Origin of the sequence: Rhizobium sp. TH135 (genome assembly GCF_002855515.1) — a bacterium.
In the GTDB taxonomy this organism is placed as follows: domain Bacteria; phylum Pseudomonadota; class Alphaproteobacteria; order Rhizobiales; family Rhizobiaceae; genus Allorhizobium.
In genome coordinates, this window is sequence record NZ_PKRP01000001.1 from 437,201 (window position 1) to 462,428 (window position 25,228).

The following is a 25,228-nucleotide window of genomic DNA, read 5'->3' on the forward strand; positions in this document are numbered from 1 at the left end:
GTCAGACCCCCTGAAGCACGAGGATCAGCGGCTTCTTCGGCAATGTCCGCATGGACACGGTGAAGCCGCGGTTATCCGAGATCTGCGTGTCGAAACTGTCGTCGAACATCGACAGAAAGGTTTCGATCGGCGGACCCCGGCGATGCATGGGCAGGATCACGGCGGAGCGTAACCGTTTGACGATCCGGCTCATGCTGTCGGCGCCGAGCGTCAATCCACCGTCGACAGGCACCATCAGAATATCCAGGCGGCCGATCTCGCCATAATGCGTATCGGTGAGTTCATGATGCAGATGGCCGAGATGCCCGATGCACAGACCCGCCACTTCAAAGATGAAGATCGAATTGCCGTTTGCCTCCATCGATCCGCCCCAGTCGCGGATATCTGTCGGCACATTGCGGATATAGGCGTCACCCACCACCAGGCGATGCTCTACGGGCTGTCCCGGCTGCGTCTCGTTCCAGCCCTGCAGCACAGCGCCGATCCCCGGATCCGGATTGAGCGTGTAGTGGCTCGAATGCGCCTTGTTCATCGTCACGACATCAGGCGTGCGCGATGTCCTCAGCCATCCGTTGAAGTCAGTGGCAATCGAAATGCCGCCGGGCGTATCGATCTGGAAGGTGGAATGCCCCACGAAGGTAATGACAACGTCTTCCTGCACCTGCGCGAGAGTCAGCGCCGGAGCCCCTGAGGCAGGCGGGGTGAAATTCGCATATTGGACGTTCGGGATCTTCTCGGCGATCAGCTGACACTGGCTGACCTGTGGCCGATTGGCTTCCTGTGCAAACACGCTGCCGGCCAAAGCCGTGAGCGCCATCGTGGACAACACCAGTCTCAGCATCATGCCGCTCCCTGCACCGTCTTCCCTGCGGCTCAGAATGCGGGAGCGTCGGGAAAGCGTAAAGCGGCCTCCCCGTCTGCGAGCGTCACAATGGCGTTATCGCGGGACGCTCAGGCCCAGAACGGCGGGATCGTCTCGGCGAGGCGTGGCCCGAGCCGGAGCGGCGCGATCTTCTCGGCCAGTCCCGTTGCATCGGAAATCTCGACCCCGACGCCGCAGATCGTCGCCGGACCGCTCGCCGCCTCGAAACGCCCCTTCGGCATCTTCGAGATGAAACGGTTGAGCGGCTCTTCCTTCTCCATCCCGAGTGACGAGTCATAATCGCCACACATGCCGGCATCCGACATATAGGCCGTGCCACCATTCAGGATCTGGTGGTCGGCGGTCGGCACATGCGTATGGGTGCCAACAACAAAGCTTGCTCGGCCATCGACGAAATGACCGAAGCACTGCTTCTCGCTGGTCGCTTCCGCGTGGAAGTCGAACACGATGACGTCGGCCTGCTCCTTGAGCGGACAGGCGGCAAGGATCGTCTCGGCCGACTTGAAGGGATCATCGAGTTCGGGATGCATGAAGACGCGGCCCATGATGTTAGCGACGAGCACGCGCGCGCCGTTGCGGGCATAAAACAGGCCGGAGCCCTTGCCCGGCGTGCCGGCCGGATAGTTTGCCGGGCGCAGGAACTGGTCATGCCGCGTGCAGAAGGAAACGGCCTCCTTCTGGTCCCAGACATGGTTGCCGGTGGTAACGACGTCGGCCCCGGCATTGATCGTCTCGAGATAGATGTCCTCGGTGATGCCGAAGCCGCCGGCAGCGTTCTCGCCGTTGACGATGACGAAATCGAGCTTCAGGTCGGAGATCAGGCCCGGCAACCGCTCCCATACAGCCGTACGTCCGGTCTTGCCCACCATGTCTCCGAGGAACAGAAGTCGCATTTTCGTCCAATCACTCCATGAATCTTTTGAGGCCGCTTTCGGTCAGCACGGCCTCTAGCCGGACATCATGGGCCTCGAAGGGCACTTCTGCCACCTCCTGACAGTCGAATGCAATGCCGATCAGCCGCGGATGCCGGCCTTTTTCCCGCAGACGAGCGATCGCGCGGTCATAATGGCCTGCACCATAGCCGATCCGGTTGCCGCCAGCATCAAAGGCGGAGAGCGGAACCAGGAGCAGATCCGGGTCGAGAACGGCAGCCTCCGGCCCCGGGCCACGGGTGCCGAAGCCAGTATTGACGAGTTCTGCACCGGCCACGAGTTCGCGAAAGACGATCGTCTCCTTGTCCATAACGACGGGCAGGCAGAGGCGCGCGCCCCGTCCCTTGAGCCGCGCCATCAGCGGGCGGATATCCGCCTCGGAGCGGATCGGGAAAAAGCCCGAGACCACGATCCCCGGCTCCATCTCCAGAGCGTCGCCGGCATGCTCTGCCATCGCAAGGCTGTGCTCCAGCCTCAGCTCCGCCGGGATCGCATCCCGGACCGCCAGTCGCGCCTTGCGGATGTCGGCCTTCAATTCCCGCTTTTCCACCACCTGCAGCCTCTTTCTTCGCAACCTCGCCAAATATGGGGAGGCAAGACACCAGAAAATCGTGTTTTTGCCCTTCGTCAACTTGGTTTGAAATTACCCTAAAAAACCAAGGATTAACTCAAAGCGCTTAGACTAAGGATCAAGACAACGTTCAAGGGGCATTTCTATGCAGTTCTTTTCGCGCTTCGGCATCACGAAAACAATCACCGCGACGACGGTCATGATCTTGATCGCGGCACTCGGAGCCGTGGCGTGGGTCATCTCCGGCAGCATCGAGACGCGCATCCAGCAGCAGGCGATTGCCGGCCAGGACGCAAGCCTTCGTACCGCCGCCACCATCATTGAGCGCGACCTGCCGGGCACCAAGGTGACCTGGGCGAAAGACGGCAATGTCGAGCGGATCGTGATGGAAGGGATCCCGAAGGAATTCACCGAACACACGATGATCGACACGATCGGCCGCATGACTGGCCAGACGGCGACGATCTTCGCCTGGGACGCCGAGAGCAAGGACTTCTGGCGCCGCACCACCAACATCATCAAGCCTGATGGCAACCGTGCCGTCGGTACGGCACTCGGCCAGACCGGCGCCGTCTATCCCTTCTCGGTCAAGGGTCAGGTCTATCGCGGCGAAGCCGTCATCCTGGAAACGCCCTACTACACGATCTACCAGCCGATCTTCTCGCCGGCCGGCGACGTGCTCGGCATCCTCTATGCCGGCGTTCGCAAGGCCGACATCAACAGCATCGCCACCGAGATGACCTATGCCATCGGCACGACAGCCCTGATCGTGCTTCTGATCGCAGCCACGCTCGTGGGACTGCTCGTTCGCCGTATCGTCGGCTCGCTGCCCCGCCTGACCGCCGTTGCCGACCGCCTCGCCTCCGGCCAGCTCGAGACCTCCGTTCCGGATCAGCACCTGCACAACGAGATCGGCGCCCTCGCCCGCTCGATCAACGTTTTCCGTGAAAGCGCCATCCAGAAGATCGAAATCGAGCGCCGCGCTGCAGAAGCAGCCGCCCAGGGCGAACGGGACCGCGCAGAGAACGAGAAGGCGAAGGCTGAAGACTCGCGCATCGTCCAGGAAGCCGTCGACGTTCTGGCCGACTGTCTGAACCGACTGAGCGACGGTGACCTCACGGTCCGCATCGATCGCACCTTCACTGGCAACCTTGATCGCCTGCGCGTCGACTTCAACGCGTCCGTCGAGAAACTCAGCAGCACGCTTGCTGAAATTCGCGTGGAAACCAGCGGCATCGAGGCAAGCTCTGCCGAAATGCGCTCTGCCACCGACGATCTCTCGAAGCGTACCGAACAGCAGGCTGCCTCGCTGGAAGAAACCTCCGCCGCCCTCGAACAGATCACCTCGACCGTGCGTGGCTCGTCTTCCAAGGCCGACGAAGCGGCGGCCATGGCAACCAAGGCGCGCCAGAGCACCGAGAATTCCAGCAAGGTCGTCTCCAACGCGATCGAGGCAATGAGCCGCATCGAGCAGGCATCCAGCGAAATCTCGAAGATCATCAACGTGATCGACGAAATCGCCTTCCAGACCAACCTGCTGGCGCTGAACGCCGGTGTTGAGGCCGCACGTGCCGGTGAAGCCGGCAAGGGCTTTGCCGTCGTCGCTCAGGAAGTCCGTGAACTGGCTCAGCGCTCTGCGAATGCTGCCAAGGATATCAAGGCGCTGATCAACAAGTCGGGCGAAGCCGTCGCCGGTGGCGTCTCGCTGGTCCAGCAGACCGGCAACGCTCTGGGTGAGATCTCCACCCAAGTGGCCGTCATCAACGACCACATCACGTCCATTGCGTCAGCCGCACGTGAACAGTCGACTGCGCTCAACGAGATCAACGGCTCGGTCAACCACATGGACCAGTTCACCCAGAAGAACGCCGCCATGGTGGAAGAGGCAACAGCCGTCACGCACCGCCTTGCCGACAGCGCCCGCAACCTCGCAGGCCTCGTCTCGCAGTTCCGCATGGCCGGCGCGGCAACCTCTGCCGCCCGCTCGTCTGCTGCACCGACCTACTCCGCATCGGCACCTGCCTACCGCCCGGCCGCACGCCCAGCTGCTGCTGCAGCCGAAACCCGGCCCGTTGCCTCCCCGGCCCGCAAGATGGTCGGCAACCTCGCCAAGGCATTCGGCGGCGGCAACACGGCCGCAGCCGCATCGCAGGACAACTGGGAAGAATTCTGATCCCAGCCGCCCAACCAACAAAAAGCCGTCGCGAGCGATCGCGGCGGCTTTTTTGTATGATCTCGATGAGATGAAAAGGTGCGATCCACGGCAACCGATGGAGATTTACGATCCTGGGTGCCTACAAACGTAGGTGGGCGCCATATGTCCGAGCCCACGGGCCCGGCCAGGGACAGCTCCCTTTGGATCGAGTATGGCCCCAGGGATTGTGGTTCCTGTCGTGAGGCGCAGACCGCAACTCAGATATAGGCGCTTCGCGGGCAATGCGCCAGTGGCCTTGGCAAATAGTCCTCAGGCCTGAGGCTGGGGAGCGGGCCGTTGGGTGAGTTTGCGGGTAATGCCGTTCAGACGCTCTGCAAGGTCTGATATAGCATGCGCGACGGCTTCTTCGCGGTGATGCACGCCTAAAAGGACGGTATCGCGCCCGTCGCGGAAACCGGCAAGCTCGGCTTCGGCGGCCGCCAGACGGCGATTGATCTCCGCCATCTCGTCCATGACCATGATCCCGGCCATGACGGTGATCCGGAGATCGCCGATTTCGCCGAACTGTCCCTTGAGATGGCCGACATAGCGATCGAACTGGCTCGCAAGCTCGGTGAGATGGGCCTCCTGGCCCTCCTCGCAAGCCATGCGATAGGCTTTTCCGTCGATCGTGACTGTCACCTGCGACATCGGCCTTCCAACTCTTTCTCACACGCGGCGTTCTGGCGCCGGAAGCAACTAACGCTTTTGTCGACCGTTCAGCGGTCGAGCACCGCCCGGATCGTTTCCATCGCCGTTACGAGACGGCGGGAAACCTCGCGGTTGACTTCTTCGAGGCGGTTCGCCCGAAACTCCGACTGATCGAGATCCTGGGCGAGACGCGCCCGGTCGGCATGAACGCGCCGAACCTCGCCGTCGATCTCCGTGCTCTCGCGCTCTGCTTCGAAACGCATGTCGACGGCGTTCTCCAGCCCGGCGACAGCCTGCCGTAGCGCTGCGAGTGCGGCATCAACCGAATTTTCCGCCGGCATTCGTTCGCCCCTGCCTCAGTGATGTCTGTTCGCTACACGAATCGTCGTGGCCGCCCCGACCATGTGTGCCGGGACAGTAAGCCCCGGGCTTGCCGCGCGTCAATAAAGCGCGGGCCCTTGGAAGAAGCCAATTCTGTGGAAGACTGTCCCCATTTGCTGCTCCCGAAGTCATCTTCCGAACTCGCACAGGAAAGAGGCAAAGAGATGTTTTCTTGATCCCAGAAACGCCCGAAGCCGGCCCATTTGTTGACTTGCGCGATGCACCTGCTAAGGATCACCCCCGTTCAGGCGGCCCACCCCGGCGGGCCGTATCTCGAAGCCCCGGAACAAGCGGATAAGCCATGATTTCTCCCGAAAAACATCAGCGGATGGCGAATGCGATCCGTTTCCTCGCCATGGATGCAGTGGAAAAGGCCAATTCCGGCCATCCCGGCATGCCCATGGGCTGCGCCGATGTCGCAACCGTTCTTTTCACCCGCTACCTGAGCTTCGACCCGAAGAACCCGCTCTGGCCCGACCGCGACCGCTTCGTGCTGTCAGCCGGCCACGGCTCCATGCTGATCTACTCGCTCCTCTATCTAACCGGCTATGAGGACATGACGATCGAGGACATCAAGTCCTTCCGTCAGCTCGGTGCAAAGACCGCCGGTCACCCGGAATATGGCCACGCCTCCGGGATCGAAACGACCACCGGTCCGCTCGGCCAGGGCATTGCGACCGCCGTCGGTATGGCACTCGCGGAGAAGAAGCTCGAAGACGAGTTCGGCTCTGAGCTGCAGAACCACTACACTTATGTGCTTGCCGGTGACGGCTGCCTCATGGAAGGCATCAGCCAGGAAGCGATCACGCTCGCCGGCCACCTGAAGCTCAACAAGCTGATCGTCTTCTGGGACGATAACGGCATCTCGATCGACGGCGCGATCTCGCTCGCCGACTCGACCGACCAGCATGCCCGCTTCCGCGCGGCCAACTGGAACACGATCGCCATCGACGGCCACGATCCGGAAGCAATCGCCGCTGCCATCGAGACCGCCAAGAAGTCCGACAAGCCGACCATGATCGCGGCGAAGACCGTGATCGGCTTCGGCGCGCCGAACAAGGCCGGCACCCACAAGGTTCACGGTTCGCCGCTCGGCGCCGACGAAATTGCAGCGACCCGCAAGGCGCTCGGCTGGAACGAGGAAGCCTTCTCGATCCCCGCTGACGTGCTCGACGCCTGGCGCCTCGCCGGCCTGCGCTCGACCAAGACCCGCAAGGACTGGGAAGCCCGCCTCGCTGGTGCCGACGCCGAGAAGCGCGCCGAATTCAACCGCCGCTTCGCCGGCGAACTGCCCGGCACGCTCGCCGGCGCCGTCGACGCTTACAAGAAGAAGCTCGCTGAAACCAAGCCGACGGTCGCAACCCGCAAGGCTTCCGAGGATGCGCTCGAAGTCATCAACGGTGTCGTCACCGAAACGCTCGGCGGCTCCGCCGACCTGACCGGCTCGAACAACACCAAGACCAGCCAGACCAAGTCGATCACGCCGACCGACTTCTCCGGCCGTTACATCCATTACGGTATCCGCGAGCACGGCATGGCAGCTGCCATGAACGGGATTGCGCTGCATGGCGGCCTGATCCCCTATTCCGGCGGCTTCCTGATCTTCTCCGACTATTGCCGTCCGTCGATCCGTCTGGCGGCCCTCATGGGCATCCGCGTCATCCACGTCCTGACCCATGATTCCATCGGTCTTGGCGAAGACGGTCCGACCCACCAGCCGGTAGAGCACATGGCAGCGCTCCGCGCCATTCCGAACCTGATGATGTTCCGCCCGGCTGACGCCACGGAAACGGTGGAATGCTGGCAGGTTGCGCTCGAAACAAAGGATCGTCCGTCGGGCATCGCGCTCACGCGTCAGAACCTGATCCCGGCCCGCACCGAATACGAAGAGCGCAACCTCTGCGCCCAGGGCGCCTATGAGCTGATCTCGGCCAGCGACGCCAAGGTCTCGATCTTCGCCTCCGGTTCGGAAGTCGAGATCGCGATGAAGGCCCAGCAGCAGCTGGAAGCCAAGGGCATCTCCGCCCGCGTCGTTTCCGTTCCCTGCTTCGAACTTTTCTTCGAGCAGGACGCTGACTACCAGGAAGCGATCATCGGCAACGCGCCGGTCAAGATCGCCGTCGAAGCCGGCATTCGCCAGGGCTGGGACGCGATCATCGGCTCCACCGGCACCTTCATCGGCATGAAGTCCTTCGGCGCCTCCGGTCCTGCCAAGGAACTCTACAAGCACTTCGGCATCACGGCGGACGCCGTCGTGGCCGCCGCCGAAGCCAAGCTTGCCTGACACAATCCCGCCAGGGCGTCCCCCAAGGCGCCCTGACATTGCCCAAGAGCTCAATATTCAATCGGGAGTGCACCAATGACTGTGAAAGTTGCCATCAACGGCTTCGGCCGTATCGGACGTAACGTTCTCCGCGCCATCGTCGAATCCGGCCGCACCGACATCGAAGTCGTCGCCATCAACGATCTCGGCCCGGTCGAGACGAACGCGCATCTGCTGCGTTACGACTCGATCCACGGCAAGTTCCCGGCCACGGTCAAGGTCGAAGGCGACACGATCATCATCGACGGCGGCAAGCCGATCAAGGTCACCGCGATCAAGGATCCGGCCACGCTTCCCCACAAGGAACTCGGCGTCGACATCGCCATGGAATGCACGGGCATCTTCACCTCGCGTGACAAGGCTGCCCTTCACCTTCAGGCTGGCGCCAAGCGCGTCATCGTCTCGGCTCCGGCCGATGGCGCCGACCTGACGGTCGTCTTCGGCGTAAACCACGACCAGCTGACCAAGGACCACCTGGTCATCTCCAACGCATCCTGCACGACGAACTGCCTGGTTCCGGTCGTCAAGACGCTGGATGACGCCGTCGGCATCGACCACGGCTTCATGACCACGATCCACTCCTACACGGGCGACCAGCCGACGCTCGACACCATGCACAAGGACCTGTACCGCGCTCGCGCCGCAGCCCTGTCCATGATCCCGACCTCGACGGGTGCAGCCAAGGCCGTTGGCCTCGTGCTCCCGCACCTCAAGGGCCGTCTCGACGGCACCTCGATCCGCGTGCCGACCCCGAACGTCTCGGTCGTCGACTTCAAGTTCGTCGCCAAGAAGAACACCACCGCGCAGGAAATCAACGACGCCATCATCGCCGCCTCCAACGGCGCGCTGAAGGGCATCCTCAGTTACACCGACGAGCCGCTGGTCAGCCGTGACTTCAACCACGACAGCCACTCCTCGATCTTCGCGCTCGACCAGACCAAGGTTCTCGAAGGCAACTTCGTCCGCATCCTGACCTGGTACGACAACGAGTGGGGCTTCTCCAACCGCATGTCGGACACGGCTGTGGCGCTCGCCAAGCTCATCTGATCATCAGGACTTCATCTCTGAGGAAGGCGGGCCAGCAATGGCCCGCCTTCTTTCGTTTCGGAGATCAGAAAGTCGGTCGGAAAAAAAGCTGCGCTGCGCGGGAACAATGCGGCACGTCAATGGTTGCCCCTTCGAATTGTGGCGCAAATACGGCTGCTCCGGCAGACCTGCGCCCCTTTCTGGCGCGCGTTCCGCGCCGTCTTCGGGGCCTTGGCCCCACCCATTCGAAAGGATACCGGACCATTGGCCATAACAACCACCGATCCCAATACCGCTGTCGCCGAAGAGGCGATCCCGGCGCCAGAAGGGCGCACCGAGATCATCGACACGACCTATGAGATCGGTCAGGACAACATCAATTTCCGCCGCCGTTTCGTCTTCGAACTCGACATCCACAACGTCGTCTTCAGCGTCTCGGCCCTCGCAATCGTCGTCTTCACCTTCCTGACGCTGGCCTTTCAGACCACGCTCGAGCCAGCCTTCACTGGCCTCCGCGACTTCCTCACCGGCAATCTCGACTGGTTCTTCCTGTTGACCGGCAACGTCTTCGTTCTGGTCTGCATCGGCCTGATCGTCTCGCCGCTCGGACGGATCCGCCTCGGTGGCCCGGATGCGCGTCCAGACTACAGCAACCTCTCCTGGTTCTCGATGCTCTTTGCCGCCGGCATGGGCATCGGCCTGATGTTCTACGGCGTCTCCGAGCCCATGGGGCACTTCACCGCCGCCCTTGGCGGCCCGGTCTTCGAAGATGGCGTGCGGACTGACTGGGCACCGCTCAACGGTGCGGTCGGTGACCCGGAAACTGCTCGTCGCCTCGCCATGGCCGCGACCATCTTCCACTGGGGTCTGCACCCTTGGGCGATCTATGCGGTCGTGGCGCTTTCGCTCGCACTCTTCTCCTTCAACAAGGGCCTGCCTCTTACCCTGCGCTCGATCTTCTACCCGATCTTCGGCGAACGCGTCTGGGGCTGGCCAGGCCATGTCATCGATATCCTTGCGGTCTTCGCCACCATCTTCGGCCTGTCGACCTCGCTCGGCATCGGTGCCCAGCAAGCGAGTGCTGGCCTCGAATTCCTCTTCGGCATTCCCTCGACCCAGACGACGATGATCCTGCTTGTGCTCGCGATCACCTGTATCGCCATCGCATCCGTCGTGGCGGGTATGGACAAGGGCGTCAAACTGCTCTCCGAGGTCAATCTCGGCCTCGCTGCCTTGCTGCTCGTCTTCATCATCGCGGTCGGCCCGACCATGCAGATCGTCCAAGGCTTCTTCCTGAACCTCAAGGCCTATGCGACCTATCTGCCGGCCTTGTCCAATCCCTTCGGGCGTGAAGACACCAACTTCGCTCAGGGCTGGACGGCCTTCTACTGGGCCTGGTGGATCAGCTGGTCGCCCTTTGTCGGCATGTTCATCGCCCGCGTAAGCCGTGGCCGCACGGTCCGCGGTCTCCTGACGGCTGTGCTGCTCATTCCCTCGCTGGTCTCCGTCCTCTGGATGACAGCACTTGGCGGCACGGCAATCAGCCAGGTCGTCAATGACGGCCTGACCAGCGTCCAGGATGCAGCACTTGAACTGCAGCTGTTCGAGATGCTGGCCCACCTGCCGCTCACGGCCGTCACATCCTTCATCGGCATCGTGCTCGTGGTGGTCTTCTTCGTCACCTCATCCGACTCCGGCTCGCTGGTGATCGACACGATCTCGGCCGGCGGCAAGGTCAATGCGCCCGTGCCGCAGCGGGTGTTCTGGGCAACCTTCGAGGGCCTCGTCGCCATCGCGCTGCTGCTTGGCGGCGGACTTGTGGCCCTCCAGGCAATGGCCGTTTCTACCGGCCTGCCCTTTGCCATCGTGCTTCTGGGAGCAAGCTACGCTTTGATCCGCGGACTGCTCTCCGAACCCCGATAAAATTTCGTAGGGCGGATTAAAGAATTTAAATCCGCCCTACTATGATCATGATCTTGTTCCATTTTGCGCGAGCCGTTCGGCACGCATCTAAATTTCCGGTTTGCAAGGATTGCCCGTCATGACGACGGGAAACCACCATCTTTCGGTTTGACAGCCGGAGAGAGGGACCGGACAGTGATGGGCGCCGCCGGTCGGCCGGCATCGAGAAAGGGGAAGAGGATTGAGTGAGTTTTACGCGGTAACGTTGGTTGCGACGGCTCTGGTTTTCCTGGCCGCCTTTTCGAGCCTCATCGCTTTCCGCTTCGGCGCGCCGCTCCTTCTTCTCTTTCTGACCATTGGCCTTGGCGCGGGTGTCGATGGCCTCGGCATCGACTTCTCCAACTTCCCCCTCGCTTATGTGGTTGGCTCGCTTGCCCTGGCAGTCGTGCTTTTTGATTCGGGCTTCGGCACATCACTGCAATCCTTCCGCCTGTCAGCGGCCCCCGCCCTGACGCTCGCGACCTTCGGCGTGCTACTGACGACTGTCCTGCTAGGCGTGGCAGCCCATTTCCTCTTCGGCTTCAGCTATCTCGAGGGTCTGCTGCTCGGCGCCATCCTCGCGTCCACGGATGCGGCCGCCGTCTTCTTCCTCCTGCGCATCGGCGGCATCAACATCCGTGACCGCGTCCGTTCGGCCCTGGAAGTCGAATCCGGCACCAACGATCCCATGGCGATCTTCCTCGCCATCGCCCTCGTCGAGTTGATCTCGAACGGCAGCGGCGCGGATGGTCTTTCGCTGGATCTACTCAGGCTCTTCGTCGAGCAGATGGGTATCGGGCTCATCCTCGGTCTTGTCGGTGGTGCGTCGATCGCCTTCATCCTGCGCAAGTTGCAGATCGAGCAGGGACTGGCACCGATCTTCATGCTCGCCATGGCCCTGATGATCTTCGCCTTTACCGGCCTGATCGGCGGCAGCGGCTTCCTGGCCGTGTATGTCGCTGGCATCTATGCGGGGTCGCGCAAGCTGCCCTCCACGGTATCGATCAAGCGCTTCCAGGATGGGATGACTTGGCTCTCCCAGATCATCATGTTCCTGGTGCTGGGCCTGCTCGCGACCCCCTCGCAATTCCCGCAGATCCTGCTGCCTGCGGTCCTTCTCGCTCTCTTCCTCGTCTTCATCGCGCGTCCGCTCGCCGTCTGGCTCTGCCTCCTGCCGTTCGACTTCACCCAGCGTGAAACGGGCTTCATCGCCTGGGTCGGTCTACGCGGCGCCGTTTCGATCCTGCTCGGGATCGTCCCGGTCATCGGCAGCATGGAAAACGGCCAGCTCTTCTTCAACACGGCCTTCATCGTCGTGATGATCTCGCTGGTGCTGCAAGGCTGGACCATCAAGCCGCTTGCCAAGCGTCTCGGCCTCATCATCCCGCCGCGGATCGGGGCTATCGACAAGGTCGAACTCGACCTGCCGGGCACCGCCAACCACGAGCTGCTGGCCTACCGCGTCGTCGCCGGCAGCCCCGTGCTCCGCGGCGAGCGCATCCCGCGCTGGGCCATGCCCTCGCTTGTCATCCGCGATGGCAAGTCGATGCGTTATCAATATGCGGGCCGTCTGCGCGAGAATGACCAGGTCTACCTCTTCATCGCGCCGAGCTATTCCAAGCTGCTCGACCGGCTCTTCGCGACCGAAGCCCCGGTGGCCGAGGACGACGGCGAATTCTTCGGCACCTTCGCCATCGCTCCCGCCAGCCATGTGCGCGATATCGACGAGGCTTATGGGCCGCTGTCGATCTCCGACAGCGAGCGCGGCAAGACGGTCGCGGAACTGATCACCCAGCGCGTCGGGGGCCGCCCAGACTATGCCGACCGCGTCCGCCTCGGCACGATTGTTCTCATCGTGCGCGACATCGACGAGCACGGCCACATCGCCTCCGTCGGCGTCTCGATGGAACCGGTCGAGCCGGCAACCACCTGGCCGATCTTCCTCAATATCCGCGAACTCGCCCATGCGACGCGCGATTACCTGCGTCGCAAACGCGGCGCGGCGGCCGTCGATCGCAGCGCCGAAAAATGAGCCGGCGCGCCTTGCGCCGTCACATGAGCGGTGTAAGGTCCGGCCCGCAAGCCCAATTCCAACAGCATTCAAGACGGGTAGACCCATGCCGGCTTTCAAGACACTCGACGATCTCACCGACATCGCAGGCAAGCGCGTGCTTGTCCGCGTTGACCTCAACGTCCCCGTGACCAACGGCAAGGTCTCCGACACGACCCGCATCGAGCGCGTTGCGCCGACGATCCTGGAACTCTCGGAAAAGGGCGCCAAGGTCATCCTGCTCGCTCATTTCGGTCGTCCGAAGGGCGAGCCGGTCGCAGACCAGTCGCTGTCTCTGATCGCGCCTGCCGTAGAGGAAGTGCTCGACCAGCGCGTCGCCTTCGCCTCCGACTGCATCGGCGCCCCGGCTGCCGATGCCATCGCCAAGATGGAGAACGGCGACATCATGCTTCTGGAAAACACCCGCTTCCACAAGGGAGAAGAGAAGAACACCCCGGAGTTTACCGCCGAACTCGCCAAGAACGGCGACATCTACGTCAACGACGCCTTCTCGGCCGCACACCGCGCGCATGCCTCAACCGAAGGCCTCGCCCATCACCTGCCCGCCTATGCCGGCCGCACCATGCAGGCTGAGCTGGAAGCGCTGGAAAAGGGTCTGGGTCAGCCCACACGGCCGGTCGTTGCCATCGTCGGCGGCGCCAAGGTCTCGACCAAGATCGATCTGCTTTCCAACCTCGTGACCAAGGTCGACGCCCTCGTCATCGGCGGCGGCATGGCGAACACCTTCATCGCCGCCCAGGGAATCGATGTCGGCAAGTCGCTCTGCGAGCATGACCTCGCCGACACCGCCCGTTCGATCATGGAAACGGCGAAGACCGCGGGCTGCGCCATCGTGCTGCCCGTCGACGGCGTCGTTGCCCGCGAGTTCAAGGCCAATGCCGCCAACGAGACCGTCGACATCAACGCAATCCCCGCGGATGCCATGATGCTGGACGTCGGCCCGAAATCGGTCGAGCTGATCAACTCCTGGATCGGTAAAGCAGCAACGCTGGTCTGGAACGGCCCGCTCGGTGCCTTTGAAATCGCTCCCTTCGACAAGGCGACCGTATCGGCCGCTGAGCATGCCGCTGAACAGACCAAGGCCGGCAAGCTCGTTTCCGTTGCCGGCGGCGGCGATACCGTCTCGGCACTCAACCACGCTGGCGTTGCCGATGACTTCTCCTATGTCTCGACGGCAGGCGGCGCCTTCCTCGAATGGATGGAAGGCAAGGAATTGCCGGGCGTCGCGGTCCTGACCAAGGGCTGATCACGCCGACCCACCGATCAGAATAACAGTGAACCGCGTGTCCCAGGGCACGCGGTTTTTTCGTGCGCCTTGTCATTTGGCTGCCGGGTCTTCGGTGCTAGCATGATGCGACGGGAACCTCGGTCCGCCCGGCGGGTTGTTCCCCTCGACGCCAGATGTGCAGTCAAGCGGCGAAACAACAGCAATTTCCGTGCCGATTGAAACGCATTTAAAAATCTTTGAATTTTCAAACGATTGAAATGATTTCAATCGTTTCAATAGGTTAGCTGCCCATTTTCCCTTTGGAGAAGTTCTGTTATCGCCGAACTCATCTCGGTCTTTAAAGGCCGAAAGGCTCGAGGGAATGACCCGGACGACCACATCGGTCCGTCGAAAGAGCAAGAGAATAGTCCGGCGCGACGGCGCCATGTTCAGGGATAGGAGTGAGATATGGTGGACGCGAAGATGTTGGACAAAATGACCTCGGCACCCGGCTTCATCGCCGCGCTGGACCAGAGTGGCGGTTCGACACCGGGCGCACTCCGTCTCTATGGCATCTCCGAGAGCGACTACCAGGGCGACGACGAAATGTACCGCCTGATCCACGCCATGCGCGTGCGCATCATGAAGGCGCCTGCCTTCACCGGCGACAAGGTCATCGGCGCCATCCTCTTTGAGCGGACCATGGACGGTGATGTCGACGGCGAGCCCGTCCCCTCCTTCCTCTGGGAAAAGCGGGGCGTTGTCCCGTTCCTCAAGATCGACAAGGGTCTGATGGAGGAAGAAAACGGCGTTCAACTAATGAAGCCCATGCCGGACCTCGACGCGCTTCTCATCCGTGGCCGCGAGAAGGGTATTTTCGGCACCAAGATGCGCTCGGTCATCGCCCATGCCGACAAGGCCGGCATCACCGCCGTTGTTCGCCAGCAATTCGAAGTTGCCCGCCAGATCATCGCCCAGGGCCTTGTGCCGATCGTCGAACCGGAAGTCTCGATCAAGAGCCCGAGCAAGACAGAAGCCGAAGCCATCCTGCGCGATGCAATCGCCGCCGAGCTCGACAAGCTGCCATCAGGTGACAAGGTCATGCTCAAGCTGACCATTCCGACCGTTGCCGACTTCTACGCTCCGCTGATGAACCACGCCTCGGTCGTGCGTGTCGTAGCCCTCTCCGGTGGCTATTCGACGGTCGACGCCTGCGAAAAGCTGCGACAAAACCACGGCATGATCGCAAGCTTCTCGCGCGCGCTGGCCGAGAAGCTGCGTGTCACCATGAGCGACGCGGAATTCAACAGCAGCATCGCAGGGACGATCGAGCAGATCTACGCCGCAAGCGTCGCCAAGGTGGGCGCTATCGCGGCCGAGTAATCGGCTCCACGCCTCCTAAAAGTAAGACGTGACCACGAACGTCAAACTTGTCATCAGGACACGAAAGCCCGGCCACGCGCCGGGTTTTCTGCGTTATGGGAGGGGAATGGAACATCCGGAGCCCGCATGAAAACCGTCCCCTTCGTCACCGTCGATGTCTTCACCGAAATCCGGTTCGCCGGCAATCCGCTCGCCGTCGTCACGGATGCGCGAGGCCTGACCGACACTGAGATGCAGCAGGTCGCGGCGGAGTTTGGATATTCGGAAACGACCTTCATCCTGCCTGCGAGTGACCCAGCCAATACGGCTGAAGTCCGCATCTTCACGCCCGTGACGGAAGTCCCCTTCGCCGGCCACCCGAATGTCGGCACTGCGCATGTGCTCGCAACCGAAGGGACCAACTTCGGAAGACCGGTCGGCGAGCACCTTCGCTTCGAGGAAAAGGCGGGCCTTGTCGAAGTTTCAGTGCAACGCGATCCGGACGGCAAGGTGACGGGAACCACGATCCGCGCTCCAGGGCCCCTCACAACCGGAGCCCGGATATCAGCAGGCGTCATGGCTTCCTGTATCGGCCTTGCCGAAGCCGACATCGAGGTGAGCCGGCATGAACCGGTTTTCGCCTCCGTCGGCCTCAAATTCATCCTGGTCGAAGTGAAGAACCTGGAAGCCCTCGCCAAGGCGGCCTCGCAGCTTGAGTCGCTCACCGCGCTTCGCGCAACCTTTGCCGACGAAGACTGCGACTGCGCCACCTTCCTCTACACCTGGGTCGGTCCGGACCATATCCGCGCCCGCATGTTCGCCCCCTTCGACAACGTCGCAGAAGATCCCGCGACCGGAAGCGCCTCGGCGGCACTCGGTGCATTCCTCACCACTCTCGGCTCCGCTCTGCCGGAGCGACACTTGCTGATCGAACAGGGCGTGGAAATGGGCCGGCGTAGCCTCATCCGCTTGCGTGTGACGACAAACGACGGGAAGTTCGACCAGGTCGAGATCAGTGGCAGCTCTGTTCTCGTCACGCGCGGCGAACTTTACCTGTGACGGAAGGGCAACCAGCCTACCGATAACGCTCAATCCTTGTGCTTTTGCTGAAAATCTCGGCAAACAATCCTTGCCGCTTCAGGCCTCCGGGCCTATATCACGGTTCGAGGACGACCTCCCCATTTTGGGACCGATAGCACTGCGGGACGACCCGCCTGTTTTCCCGGAGGGAAGAACATGCGCACTGCCGCAGACCGCATCCGCCACGCCATCAGCTTCGAGGTCATTGGCCTCGCCTTGATCATACCGCTGGGCAGCTGGGCCTTTTCAGTACCGGTGACAGACATCGGCATCGTCGGCGTCGTCAGCGCGACGCTCGCGACGGCCTGGAACTATCTCTACAATCTCGGCTTCGACCACCTTCTGCGCCGCTATGCCGGCACGACGCTGAAGACCGTGCCGATGCGCATCATCCACGCCATCCTGTTCGAGGCCGGACTGCTGATGGTCCTGATGCCGTTCATTGCCTGGTATCTCGGCATCAGCCTGTGGCAGGCCTTCGTCATGGACGTGGCGTTTGCACTTTTCTACCTGGTCTATGCCTTCATCTTCAACTGGGCCTATGACCGCCTCTTCCCGCTGCCGGAATGGCAGACGGAAAAGGCTGCCGCCGCGAACTGATCCGCAATCGGGTCAGGGCCGGATCAGCAGCGTGATCGACCAGGTGACAAAGGCGACGACCGCGAGCTTCCAGAAATCGCTGCGTCGTCTCAGGCCCGGAATGCCGATCGGCTTGATCACCTGAACGATCATGGCAAGAATCAAAAAGGCGGAGATGGCCTTGGTCATCGAATCTCCTTGTGGAACCCGCGCGGGATGCCGCGCTGGCGGCATGCGATGCGGTGCGCAGCCACATCGCTGTCACTTTTGCCCGCCAGAAACTTTTCCTGCAAGCGCCAAGGTCGCATTCAGACAACGGTAGGAACATCCGTCTACTGTAACCGCGTCGTACCGCCCGCCCTCGGGTGCCATCCACACCAATCGACAAGAATGCCATGAGACGTAATCTTCTGCCGGTAATGGCCCTGCTTCTGGGCACGCTCTTCCTGTTCCTCGGAAACGGTCTGCACGGTCTGTTGCTACCGGTCCGTGGCGCCGCAGAAGGCTATTCGAACGAAGTGCTCGGCCTGCTCGGCACGACATGGGCGGCGGGCTTCGTGCTCGGCTGTTTCGTGGCGCCGAAGCTGGTCATGCGCGTCGGCCATGTCCGCGCCTTCTCCACCTTCGTCTCGCTGATCTCCGTCAACGCCCTGCTGACCGGCATCGTCGTCGATGCCACCTGGTGGGTGGCACTGCGCGTCATCACCGGCTTTTGCACGGCAGGCACCTCGATGATCATCGAAAGCTGGCTGAACGAGCGCGCGACGAATGAGAGCCGCGGCATGATCTTCTCGTTCTACATCTCGATCACCCTGATAGGCGTGGTCGGCGGCCAGCTGCTGGTCGGCGTCTTCGACCCAGCCACCACCATCCTCTTCATGATCTGCGGCATCGTTTATGGCTTCGCCGTGCTGCCGACGCTGATGTCGACCGCAGCCACGCCCCAGCCGCTCAGGTCGATCAAACTCGATCTGCCGCTGCTCTACCGCAACTCGCCCGTCTCCTTCGTCGGCATCCTGATGATCGGCATCGCAAACGGCGCCTACGGCACGCTCGGCGCCGTCTTCGGCGCGCGCACCGGCCTTGATGCCTCGACCATCGCGCTGCTTCTCTCGGTGACGATCTTCCTCGGCGCGGTCATGCAGTTTCCCGCCGGCAAGCTATCCGACCGGATCGACCGTCGCTACGTGCTGGCTGCGCTTTCGGCGCTTGCCGCCTTCGCAGCCCTTGGCCTCGTCTTCCTCACGCCCACAGATCCGCTCTGGATCTTCATTTTCGTCGGCATCTATGGTGCGGCCGCCAACGCGCTCTACCCGATTGCCGTTGCCCATGCGAACGACTTCGCCAAGCCGGATGAGTTCGTGAAGGTATCGGGCGGCCTGCTCCTGCTCTTCGGCATCGGCACGATCATCGGCCCGACCCTCGGCGGCCCTGTCATGACGGCCGCTGGACCTTACGCGCTCTTCGCAGTCACCGCGGTCTCGCACCTGCTGATTTCGGCCTATGCCATCTACCGAAGCCGCACCCGCGCCGCGATCCCGGCTGCCGATCGCGAGAACGTACCGAACCTGCCGATCTCGGCGTCGCCGATGAGCAGCACGCCGGAAGGCCTGAGTCTCGACCCGCGTGCGGCCCCATTGCCGGATCAGGAACCCTATGACGAACAGGACCAGAGGGACTCACGCGAATGATCATCGACGAAGAACCCCGCAAGCGTGGCACCGCCCACGAGCTGGGCTGCGACATATCCGCCATATCGGCAGACGAGTTGCGGCATCGAATCACCTTGCTGGAAGGCGAGATCGAGCGTCTGAAGGGTGAGATCGACCGCAAGGAGGCGGGACGCAAGGCTGCCGACAGCCTGTTCGGCCCCAAAGTATAGAGCTGCGATCTACAGACCCGCCTCCGAAAGAACCACTTTTCAATTTTCCGTTTACTTCACGTTAAGCCTTTTATCCGAAACTGTGGCCATCCAGAGCTCCTGGGTTCAGGCATTTTCCTTTATTTGGGGTGGCTTGATTTTCTCCCTGTTTTACCTTGAGAGCCGCATTTGCGGCTCTTTTTTTGTCCAATGGGGCAAAGGTTTCACGAAATTGTGGGAATTAACCCTTCCTTAAGTTTCGCCTTGCGGATTTGGGCTATTGGTAGCATCGTAGCCTCACAAAATGCGACAGGAACAAGTTCGTAGCGCTGTCGTTACATGCCTAAGTGATGCGTTTACAGGGAAACATCCATGTCTGAACTCGGTGTGAATACGGTTAGCTTTGCCGGTCGTGTGGCAGCGTCCAGCCAGTTCAAGTCGACCTATGCCGAAGGCATGGGACTGGTTGAAGAAACTGCCGCTTACCTCGACGGCCCCGGCCGCGCAGCCGCCAAGGTTCTGCCGCGGCAGGCTTCGGTATTGTATGCGGCTGAGTCGATGCGCCTGACCACCCGCCTGATGCAGATGGCCTCTTGGCTTCTCCTGCAGCGCGCCGTGAACAATGGTGAGATGAGCCGCGACCAGGTTCTCTCCGAGAAGAGCAAGGTTCGCCTCGACGGCTTCAATGTCGACCGTGCTGCACCGGGCTGGAACGACCTTCCGGAAGCCTTCCGCGACCTCGTGGAGCGTTCGCTGCGCCTGCAGAACCGCATCGCCCTGCTCGACCGCGAAATTTATCGCCCAGCCAGCGAAGAAGAATTCCAGCCGGACAATGAAAACAGCGTCCAGGCCCAGCTGAACCTTCTGCGCACCGCCTTCAACGCAGGCTGATCAATTCGCAAGCACCACCTTCAACCCGGCCAGCGAAAGCTGCGCCGGGTTTTTTCATGGCCGGATGCGCCAAGACTTTGGAACCAGGGACAACAAAAAGCCCGGCACGAAGGCCGGGCTTTTTGTTGAATTCGGATCCTTCAAACGATCAGAGGCCGAGGCCACCGAAGCGCTTGTTGAACTTCGAAACGCGGCCGCCGCGGTCCAGCAGCTGCTGGTTGCCGCCGGTCCATGCCGGGTGCGAGCTCGGATCGATTTCGAGGTTCATTACGGCGCCTTCCGAACCCCAGGTCGAACGGGTCTCGTATTCGGTACCATCGGTCATGACGACCTTGATGACGTGGTAGTCGGGATGGATGTTAGCCTTCATCGCTCTATTCCTGCTGTGCCGAGCGGTCCATTTGCCGCAATTGCCTCGGCAGAACCTATTCAATAGATGAAGCCGCAGTCCGTCTGGGCTACGGCTTCCCAATTCGATGCCGTGCCTATACATGAAGGACGCAGGGATAACAAGTGCCAAGGCGCGAAAGCCCATGTGCACTGAAGGAGCATGACAGAGTGACCTCGGAAGCTGAAAACACAGACAAGAAACGCCGCTCTCTGAAGCCCCTGACAAGCCTCTTTCCCTATCTCGGGCGCTATCGGGGTCTGGTCGCTGGTGCGCTGATCTTCTTGTGCCTGGCGGCCGCCACAACGCTCGCCCTGCCGATCGCCATCCGTCGCATGCTGGACCACGGTTTCCAGGCATCCGACAGCGCGTTCATCAACAAATACTTCGCCATGATGATCGTCATGGCCATCGTTCTCGCGGTCGCCAGCGCCCTTCGATACTATTACGTCATCACCATCGGCGAACGCGTGGTGGCAGACCTGCGACGCGACGTGTTTGCCCATGTCACGCGGCTCTCTCCCTCCTTCTTCGACATCAACCAGTCGGGCGAGATCGTCTCGCGGCTGACGGCCGACACGACTCAGCTGAAATCTGCCGTCGGCGCGACCGCCTCGCTTGCGCTCCGCAATACGATCCTCTGTCTCGGCGCCGTCGGCATGATGATCGCAACGAGCCCGAAGCTGTCGATCATGGTGCTGGCAGCGATCCCCGTCATAGTCTTCCCCCTGGTCGGCTTCGGCCGTTCCGTGCGCCAGCGCTCCCGCGCCGCCCAGGACACACTCGCGGAAGCCTCGTCCTATGCCGGCGAAGTCATTGGGGCTGCCCGCACCCTGCAGGCCTTCAACGCCGAAGAGGCCGCACGTGGTCGATATTTCTCCTCCGTCGAGAGCGCCTTTGAGGCCGCTCGCTCAGCGATCCGCTCCCGCTCGCTTCTGACCGGTGTGGCCATCGCTCTCGTCTTCGGCAGCGTCGTCGGCGTTCTCTGGTATGGCGCCCAGAGTGTGCTGGCCGGCACCATGAGCGGCGGCACGCTCAGCCAGTTCCTTCTTTACTCGCTGATCGCGGCCGGCTCGCTCGGCACGCTCTCGGAAGTCTGGGGCGAGCTCTCGCAAGCCGCCGGTGCAGCGGAGCGCCTGCATGAGCTCCTGGCCGAACACCCGGCGATCGCAGCACCAGCCAACCCCAAGGCTCTGCCCGAACCTGCCCAGGGCAGCATCACCTTCGACGACGTCCAGTTCATTTATCCCTCTGCCAAGACGAAATCAGCGCTGAACGGGCTCTCCTTCTCCGTTGCACATGGCGAAACGGTTGCGATCGTTGGCCCATCGGGTGCTGGCAAAAGCACGATCTTCTCGCTCATCCTGCGCTTCTACGATCCGTCCTCCGGCACCATCCGGCTCGACGGTGTCGACATTCGCGAAGCCGATCCGCAGGCCGTACGCGAACGCATTGCCATCGTCCCACAGGATACGACGATCTTCGCCTCCTCGATCCACGACAACATCGCCTTCGGCACGCCGGACGCCTGCCGTGGCATGGTGGAGGCGGCCGCAGAAGCTGCCCAGGCGAGCGAATTCATCGGCCGCCTGGAGAATGGCTTCGACACCATTGTCGGCGAACGCGGCGTCACGCTTTCGGGCGGCCAGCGCCAGCGCATCGCGATCGCCCGCGCCCTCCTGCGCGACGCCCCTCTCCTGCTGCTCGACGAGGCAACGTCTGCTCTCGATGCGGAAAGCGAGACCCTCGTCCAGAAGGCACTGGATGGCCTGATGCGCGACCGCACCACGATCGTCATCGCCCACCGGCTGGCTACCGTTCTGAAGGCCGATCGCATCCTGGTTCTCGATGATGGCCGCATTGTCGAGGAAGGCACGCACCTGAGCCTCATCCAGCAGGGGGGCCTCTATGCCAAGCTTGCCCGTCTGCAGTTCGAGACGGGTGGCCGTGATTTCACGGCCGCTGCGCAATAAGCGCCGCAATTAACGCTTGATGGGTGGACCTCCACCCATCAAAAGCGCCGATTGGGTGAATTCTCACCCATTCCCTTCCCCGATTACGCCTCCTTGGACACCGGCATGCAGCCTGCCGTTGAACGGCGTCGCGCGCCTGCCACACTCGCCATGTCCGGGAGGCTGGAGGAGCAGCCGCTTCGGACATTCGACATTGGATGGAGGAGTACTCATGTCGTTCTATAAATCCCTTTTTGCCGGTGGTCTGGCCGCCGGATTGCTTGTCGCCGCCCAGGCGCAGGCTGCCTTTCCCGAGCGTCCCGTGACGCTAGTTGTGCCCTTTGCCGCTGGCGGCTCGACCGATGTCGTCGCCCGCGTGATCGCCGAGAAGATGTCCGCGGATCTCGGTCAGCAGGTCATCGTTCAGAACGTGGCAGGTGCCGGCGGCAGCCTCGGCGCTGGCAACGTCGCCCGGGCCGAGCCGGACGGCTATACGATCCTGATGGGCACGGTCGCCACCCACGCGCTCAATCCGCTGATCCTGAAAAGCAAGCCCTATGATGCCGAGGCAGACTTCACACCCGTCTCGCTGCTGGTGCTCGTTCCCAACGTGCTGGTCGTCAACCCCGAACTGCCGGCAGAATCTGTCGAGGAGCTTCTGGCCCTGCTGAAGGCCGAGCCAGACAAATGGAGCTACGCCTCTTCCGGCAATGGCACACCGCTGCATCTATCTGGCGAACTGTTCAAGTCGATGGCAGGTGTGACCATGGAGCACATTCCCTACAAGGGATCCGGCCCGGCACTCAACGATGTGCTCGGCAACCAGGTGTCGATCATGTTCGACAACCTCCCCTCGTCATCCGCCCATATCAAAGCCGGCACCTTGAAGGCTCTCGCTGTCACCACCGCTGAGCGTGCGCCATCCTTCCCGGATATCCCGACGATGGCGGAAGCCGGTTTGCCTGGTTACGAGACCTATACCTGGAATGCCCTCTTTGCCCCGAAGGACACGCCGGAGGATGTGGTCGACCGGCTGAATGCCGCAGCCGTCAAGGCCATGGCAGATCCTGGGGTCGCAGAGCGGATGAAGGAATTCTCTGCCACGATCGTGGCCTCGAGCCCCGATGAGCTTGCCACGCATGTGAAGGCCGAAGTCGCGAAATGGACACCGGTCGTGAAGGACGCGAACGTCCAGATGGACTAAACCAACCATTCCACAAATAACTAAGGGCGGTGTCACCACCACCCTTTTTCAATGCCGCTATCGGCTCAATCAGCGCCCGACGCTACGCCCAGCCACCCGACCAGAGAACAAGCAGCCACCGAGGAAGGTCCCCTCGAGCGCGTTGTAGCCATGCATGCCGCCGCCGCCGAAGCCGGAGACCTCGCCCGCCGCATAAAGCCCCGGCACCGGCTTGTTCTCACGATTGAGCACCCGGCCTTCGAGATCCGTGTGCAGCCCGCCCAGCGTCTTGCGGGTGAGGATATGCAGCCTGACACCGATCAGCGGCCCAGCGGCCGGATCAAGCAGCCGGTGCGGCTTTGCTGTGCGCATCAGCTTGTCACCGAGATAGTTGCGAGCACCCCGGATGGCCACGACCTGCGCATCCTTTGAGAAGCTGTTGGTCATCTGCCGGTCGCGCGCCTCGATCTGCGCACGGACATGATGGACGCCCAGACGGTGTTCCCCAGTCAGCTCGTTCATGCCAGCCACGAGATCCTCAAGCGTATCACGCACGACGAAATCCTCGCCCTTGCCCATGAAGGCCTGCACCGGACCCGGCGGGTTCTTGCCGAGACGTTTCATCAAGAGCGGGATGTTCTTGTCGGTGAGATCAGGGTTCTGCTCGGAGCCTGACAGGGCAAACTCCTTCTTGATGATCGCCTTGTTGAGAATGAACCAGGAATAGTCATGACCGCGTGCGCGGATGGCTTTCAGCGTCCCAAGCGTATCGAAGCCCGGCATGGCGGGGGCTGGAAAACGGTTGCCATCGGCATCGCACCAGAAGGAAGACGGGCCCGGCAGAATGCGGATGCCGTGGTTCGGCCAGATCGGATCCCAGTTCTTGAGGCCCTCGGTATAGTGCCACATCCGGTCGCCATTGATGACCTCGCCACCAGCGGCCTGGGCGATGCCCAGCATGCGTCCATCGACATGCGCGGGCACACCGGCCACCATGTGCTTCGGCGCAGGCCCCAGGCGATCGACGGGCCAGCTCTTGCGGACAAGATCGTGATTGCCGCCGATGCCCCCGGAGGCGATGATGACGGAGCCGGACTTTACCTCGAAATCTCCGACGACATTGCGCGAGCTGGTGCCGCCGCGCGGCGTCGCGTCCCCAGCCAGAAGTCGGCCAGTGACACCCGTGACGGCGCCATTCGTTACGACAAGCCGGTCCACCTGATGGCGAAAGAGAAGGCTCAGTTTGCCAGCGTCGGCCGCCGCCTTGGCGCGCCGGACGAAGGGTGCCAGTACTCCGGGACCAGTCCCCCAGGTGACATGGAAGCGCGGCACGGAGTTTCCGTGGCCATCGGCATGGCCACCGCCGCGCTCGGCCCAGCCGACCACTGGGAACCAGCTGACACCTTGGGCTTTCAACCAGCTGCGCTTTTCGCCGGCAGCAAACTGCAGATAGGCTTCAGCCCATTGCCGTGGCCAGAAGTCTTCCGTGCGATCGAAGGCGGCCGAGCCCAGCCAGTCCTGGCGCGCCAGCTCGATGCTGTCGCGGATCCCCATACGACGCTGCTCCGGACTGTCGATCAAGAACAGGCCACCCAGCGACCAGAAGGCCTGGCCTCCAAGGTTCTGTTCGCCTTCCTGGTCGATTAGGCCGACCTTGAGACCGCGATCGACAGCCTCCGTGGCCGCAACGAGACCGGCCAGCCCTCCTCCGATGACGATGACGTCGAATTCCTGCATGCCACCCTCCCAAAG

Annotated in this window: 22 protein-coding genes and 1 other RNA gene; 14 read left to right on the forward strand and 9 right to left on the reverse strand. The window is 62.1% G+C overall.

Annotated elements, in window-relative coordinates:
- Window position 1: 1 nt before the first annotated feature.
- The 3 genes from C0V73_RS02150 to C0V73_RS02160 all read right to left on the reverse strand — a co-directional run bounded on the left by C0V73_RS02150 (window position 2) and on the right by C0V73_RS02160 (window position 2,365).
- Complete coding sequence (locus C0V73_RS02150; protein WP_102018341.1) at window positions 2-844, reverse strand: MBL fold metallo-hydrolase; 843 nt, start codon at window positions 842-844, stop codon at window positions 2-4.
- 107 nt (window positions 845-951) lie between these two features.
- Window positions 952-1,776: a TIGR00282 family metallophosphoesterase gene (locus tag C0V73_RS02155; RefSeq protein ID WP_102018342.1), complete on the reverse strand. Its 825-nt coding sequence runs from the start codon at window positions 1,774-1,776 to the stop codon at window positions 952-954.
- A 10-nt stretch (window positions 1,777-1,786) separates the two neighbouring features.
- Window positions 1,787-2,365 (reverse strand): 5-formyltetrahydrofolate cyclo-ligase, encoded by a 579-nt coding sequence (locus C0V73_RS02160; protein WP_102018901.1) that lies wholly within the window; start codon window positions 2,363-2,365, stop codon window positions 1,787-1,789.
- Between the two features lie 166 nt (window positions 2,366-2,531).
- Between C0V73_RS02160 and C0V73_RS02165 the strand changes: the two genes are divergently transcribed.
- Window positions 2,532-4,559: a methyl-accepting chemotaxis protein gene (locus C0V73_RS02165; RefSeq protein ID WP_102018343.1), complete on the forward strand. Its 2,028-nt coding sequence runs from the start codon at window positions 2,532-2,534 to the stop codon at window positions 4,557-4,559.
- A 78-nt stretch (window positions 4,560-4,637) separates the two neighbouring features.
- On the opposite strand, the gene ssrS is transcribed toward C0V73_RS02165, so the two are convergent.
- From ssrS to C0V73_RS02180, 3 genes are all read right to left on the reverse strand, one after another.
- Window positions 4,638-4,796, reverse strand: a non-coding RNA gene (gene ssrS, locus C0V73_RS02170) — 6S RNA.
- A gap of 54 nt (window positions 4,797-4,850) precedes the next feature.
- Entirely contained in the window at window positions 4,851-5,231 is a 381-nt protein-coding gene (locus C0V73_RS02175; protein WP_102018344.1) for a cell division protein ZapA, read from the reverse strand.
- 68 nt (window positions 5,232-5,299) lie between these two features.
- Entirely contained in the window at window positions 5,300-5,572 is a 273-nt protein-coding gene (locus tag C0V73_RS02180; RefSeq protein WP_102018345.1) for a DUF4164 domain-containing protein, read from the reverse strand.
- Between the two features lie 341 nt (window positions 5,573-5,913).
- On the opposite strand from C0V73_RS02180, the gene tkt reads away from it, so the two are divergent.
- From tkt to C0V73_RS02220, 8 genes are all read left to right on the forward strand, one after another.
- Window positions 5,914-7,896, forward strand: a complete 1,983-nt coding sequence (tkt, locus tag C0V73_RS02185) for a transketolase (protein WP_102018346.1) — start codon at window positions 5,914-5,916, stop codon at window positions 7,894-7,896.
- Between the two features lie 75 nt (window positions 7,897-7,971).
- Window positions 7,972-8,982: a type I glyceraldehyde-3-phosphate dehydrogenase gene (gap, locus tag C0V73_RS02190; RefSeq protein ID WP_102018347.1), complete on the forward strand. Its 1,011-nt coding sequence runs from the start codon at window positions 7,972-7,974 to the stop codon at window positions 8,980-8,982.
- A 243-nt stretch (window positions 8,983-9,225) separates the two neighbouring features.
- The gene (locus tag C0V73_RS02195) at window positions 9,226-10,884 is read left to right on the forward strand and encodes a BCCT family transporter (protein WP_102018348.1); all 1,659 of its coding nucleotides are present in this window, start codon (window positions 9,226-9,228) and stop codon (window positions 10,882-10,884) included.
- Window positions 10,885-11,104: 220 nt separating this feature from the next.
- Window positions 11,105-12,934: a potassium/proton antiporter gene (locus C0V73_RS02200; protein WP_102018349.1), complete on the forward strand. Its 1,830-nt coding sequence runs from the start codon at window positions 11,105-11,107 to the stop codon at window positions 12,932-12,934.
- 85 nt (window positions 12,935-13,019) lie between these two features.
- Complete coding sequence (locus C0V73_RS02205; RefSeq protein WP_102018350.1) at window positions 13,020-14,219, forward strand: phosphoglycerate kinase; 1,200 nt, start codon at window positions 13,020-13,022, stop codon at window positions 14,217-14,219.
- A 429-nt stretch (window positions 14,220-14,648) separates the two neighbouring features.
- Complete coding sequence (locus C0V73_RS02210) at window positions 14,649-15,563, forward strand: fructose bisphosphate aldolase (protein ID WP_102018351.1); 915 nt, start codon at window positions 14,649-14,651, stop codon at window positions 15,561-15,563.
- A 126-nt stretch (window positions 15,564-15,689) separates the two neighbouring features.
- On the forward strand, window positions 15,690-16,601 hold the full coding sequence (locus tag C0V73_RS02215; RefSeq protein WP_102018352.1) for a PhzF family phenazine biosynthesis protein: 912 nt from the start codon (window positions 15,690-15,692) through the stop codon (window positions 16,599-16,601).
- Window positions 16,602-16,778: 177 nt separating this feature from the next.
- Entirely contained in the window at window positions 16,779-17,222 is a 444-nt protein-coding gene (locus tag C0V73_RS02220) for a PACE efflux transporter (protein WP_102018353.1), read from the forward strand.
- A 12-nt stretch (window positions 17,223-17,234) separates the two neighbouring features.
- On the opposite strand, the gene C0V73_RS23020 is transcribed toward C0V73_RS02220, so the two are convergent.
- On the reverse strand, window positions 17,235-17,390 hold the full coding sequence (locus C0V73_RS23020; protein ID WP_172449970.1) for a hypothetical protein: 156 nt from the start codon (window positions 17,388-17,390) through the stop codon (window positions 17,235-17,237).
- A gap of 206 nt (window positions 17,391-17,596) precedes the next feature.
- On the opposite strand from C0V73_RS23020, the gene C0V73_RS02225 reads away from it, so the two are divergent.
- The 3 genes from C0V73_RS02225 to C0V73_RS02235 all read left to right on the forward strand — a co-directional run bounded on the left by C0V73_RS02225 (window position 17,597) and on the right by C0V73_RS02235 (window position 19,953).
- A complete protein-coding gene (locus tag C0V73_RS02225) occupies window positions 17,597-18,892 on the forward strand; it encodes an MFS transporter (RefSeq protein WP_102018354.1) in 1,296 nt (431 codons plus the stop codon).
- Complete coding sequence (locus C0V73_RS02230; protein ID WP_102018355.1) at window positions 18,889-19,083, forward strand: DUF1192 domain-containing protein; 195 nt, start codon at window positions 18,889-18,891, stop codon at window positions 19,081-19,083. The genes C0V73_RS02225 and C0V73_RS02230 overlap by 4 nt, the downstream gene beginning before the upstream one ends.
- 351 nt (window positions 19,084-19,434) lie before the next feature.
- A complete protein-coding gene (locus C0V73_RS02235) occupies window positions 19,435-19,953 on the forward strand; it encodes a DUF1465 family protein (protein WP_102018356.1) in 519 nt (172 codons plus the stop codon).
- 148 nt (window positions 19,954-20,101) lie between these two features.
- Here the strand turns inward: C0V73_RS02235 and rpmE are convergent, their stop codons facing one another.
- Window positions 20,102-20,323 (reverse strand): 50S ribosomal protein L31, encoded by a 222-nt coding sequence (gene rpmE / locus C0V73_RS02240; protein ID WP_102018357.1) that lies wholly within the window; start codon window positions 20,321-20,323, stop codon window positions 20,102-20,104.
- A 188-nt stretch (window positions 20,324-20,511) separates the two neighbouring features.
- Between rpmE and C0V73_RS02245 the strand changes: the two genes are divergently transcribed.
- Both C0V73_RS02245 and C0V73_RS02250 read left to right on the forward strand, forming a co-directional pair.
- A complete protein-coding gene (locus C0V73_RS02245) occupies window positions 20,512-22,314 on the forward strand; it encodes an ABC transporter transmembrane domain-containing protein (RefSeq protein WP_102018358.1) in 1,803 nt (600 codons plus the stop codon).
- Between the two features lie 211 nt (window positions 22,315-22,525).
- A complete protein-coding gene (locus tag C0V73_RS02250) occupies window positions 22,526-23,497 on the forward strand; it encodes a tripartite tricarboxylate transporter substrate binding protein (RefSeq protein WP_102018359.1) in 972 nt (323 codons plus the stop codon).
- Between the two features lie 69 nt (window positions 23,498-23,566).
- On the opposite strand, the gene C0V73_RS02255 is transcribed toward C0V73_RS02250, so the two are convergent.
- On the reverse strand, window positions 23,567-25,213 hold the full coding sequence (locus C0V73_RS02255; RefSeq protein ID WP_102018360.1) for an FAD-binding dehydrogenase: 1,647 nt from the start codon (window positions 25,211-25,213) through the stop codon (window positions 23,567-23,569).
- Window positions 25,214-25,228 lie beyond the last annotated feature (15 nt).

What these genes read in the sequence shown, in the direction of transcription:
- C0V73_RS02150 (WP_102018341.1), bottom strand. Translation starts at nt 844, where the DNA reads ATGATGCTGAGACTGGTGTTGTCCACGATGGCGCTCACGGCTTTGGCC.
- C0V73_RS02155 (WP_102018342.1), bottom strand. Translation starts at nt 1,776, where the DNA reads ATGCGACTTCTGTTCCTCGGAGACATGGTGGGCAAGACCGGACGTACG.
- C0V73_RS02165 (WP_102018343.1), top strand. Translation starts at nt 2,532, where the DNA reads ATGCAGTTCTTTTCGCGCTTCGGCATCACGAAAACAATCACCGCGACG.
- C0V73_RS02175 (WP_102018344.1), bottom strand. Translation starts at nt 5,231, where the DNA reads ATGTCGCAGGTGACAGTCACGATCGACGGAAAAGCCTATCGCATGGCT.
- C0V73_RS02180 (WP_102018345.1), bottom strand. Translation starts at nt 5,572, where the DNA reads ATGCCGGCGGAAAATTCGGTTGATGCCGCACTCGCAGCGCTACGGCAG.
- tkt (WP_102018346.1), top strand. Translation starts at nt 5,914, where the DNA reads ATGATTTCTCCCGAAAAACATCAGCGGATGGCGAATGCGATCCGTTTC.
- gap (WP_102018347.1), top strand. Translation starts at nt 7,972, where the DNA reads ATGACTGTGAAAGTTGCCATCAACGGCTTCGGCCGTATCGGACGTAAC.
- C0V73_RS02205 (WP_102018350.1), top strand. Translation starts at nt 13,020, where the DNA reads ATGCCGGCTTTCAAGACACTCGACGATCTCACCGACATCGCAGGCAAG.
- C0V73_RS02210 (WP_102018351.1), top strand. Translation starts at nt 14,649, where the DNA reads ATGGTGGACGCGAAGATGTTGGACAAAATGACCTCGGCACCCGGCTTC.
- C0V73_RS02215 (WP_102018352.1), top strand. Translation starts at nt 15,690, where the DNA reads ATGAAAACCGTCCCCTTCGTCACCGTCGATGTCTTCACCGAAATCCGG.
- C0V73_RS02220 (WP_102018353.1), top strand. Translation starts at nt 16,779, where the DNA reads ATGCGCACTGCCGCAGACCGCATCCGCCACGCCATCAGCTTCGAGGTC.
- C0V73_RS23020 (WP_172449970.1), bottom strand. Translation starts at nt 17,390, where the DNA reads ATGACCAAGGCCATCTCCGCCTTTTTGATTCTTGCCATGATCGTTCAG.
- C0V73_RS02225 (WP_102018354.1), top strand. Translation starts at nt 17,597, where the DNA reads ATGAGACGTAATCTTCTGCCGGTAATGGCCCTGCTTCTGGGCACGCTC.
- C0V73_RS02230 (WP_102018355.1), top strand. Translation starts at nt 18,889, where the DNA reads ATGATCATCGACGAAGAACCCCGCAAGCGTGGCACCGCCCACGAGCTG.
- C0V73_RS02235 (WP_102018356.1), top strand. Translation starts at nt 19,435, where the DNA reads ATGTCTGAACTCGGTGTGAATACGGTTAGCTTTGCCGGTCGTGTGGCA.
- rpmE (WP_102018357.1), bottom strand. Translation starts at nt 20,323, where the DNA reads ATGAAGGCTAACATCCATCCCGACTACCACGTCATCAAGGTCGTCATG.
- C0V73_RS02250 (WP_102018359.1), top strand. Translation starts at nt 22,526, where the DNA reads ATGTCGTTCTATAAATCCCTTTTTGCCGGTGGTCTGGCCGCCGGATTG.
- C0V73_RS02255 (WP_102018360.1), bottom strand. Translation starts at nt 25,213, where the DNA reads ATGCAGGAATTCGACGTCATCGTCATCGGAGGAGGGCTGGCCGGTCTC.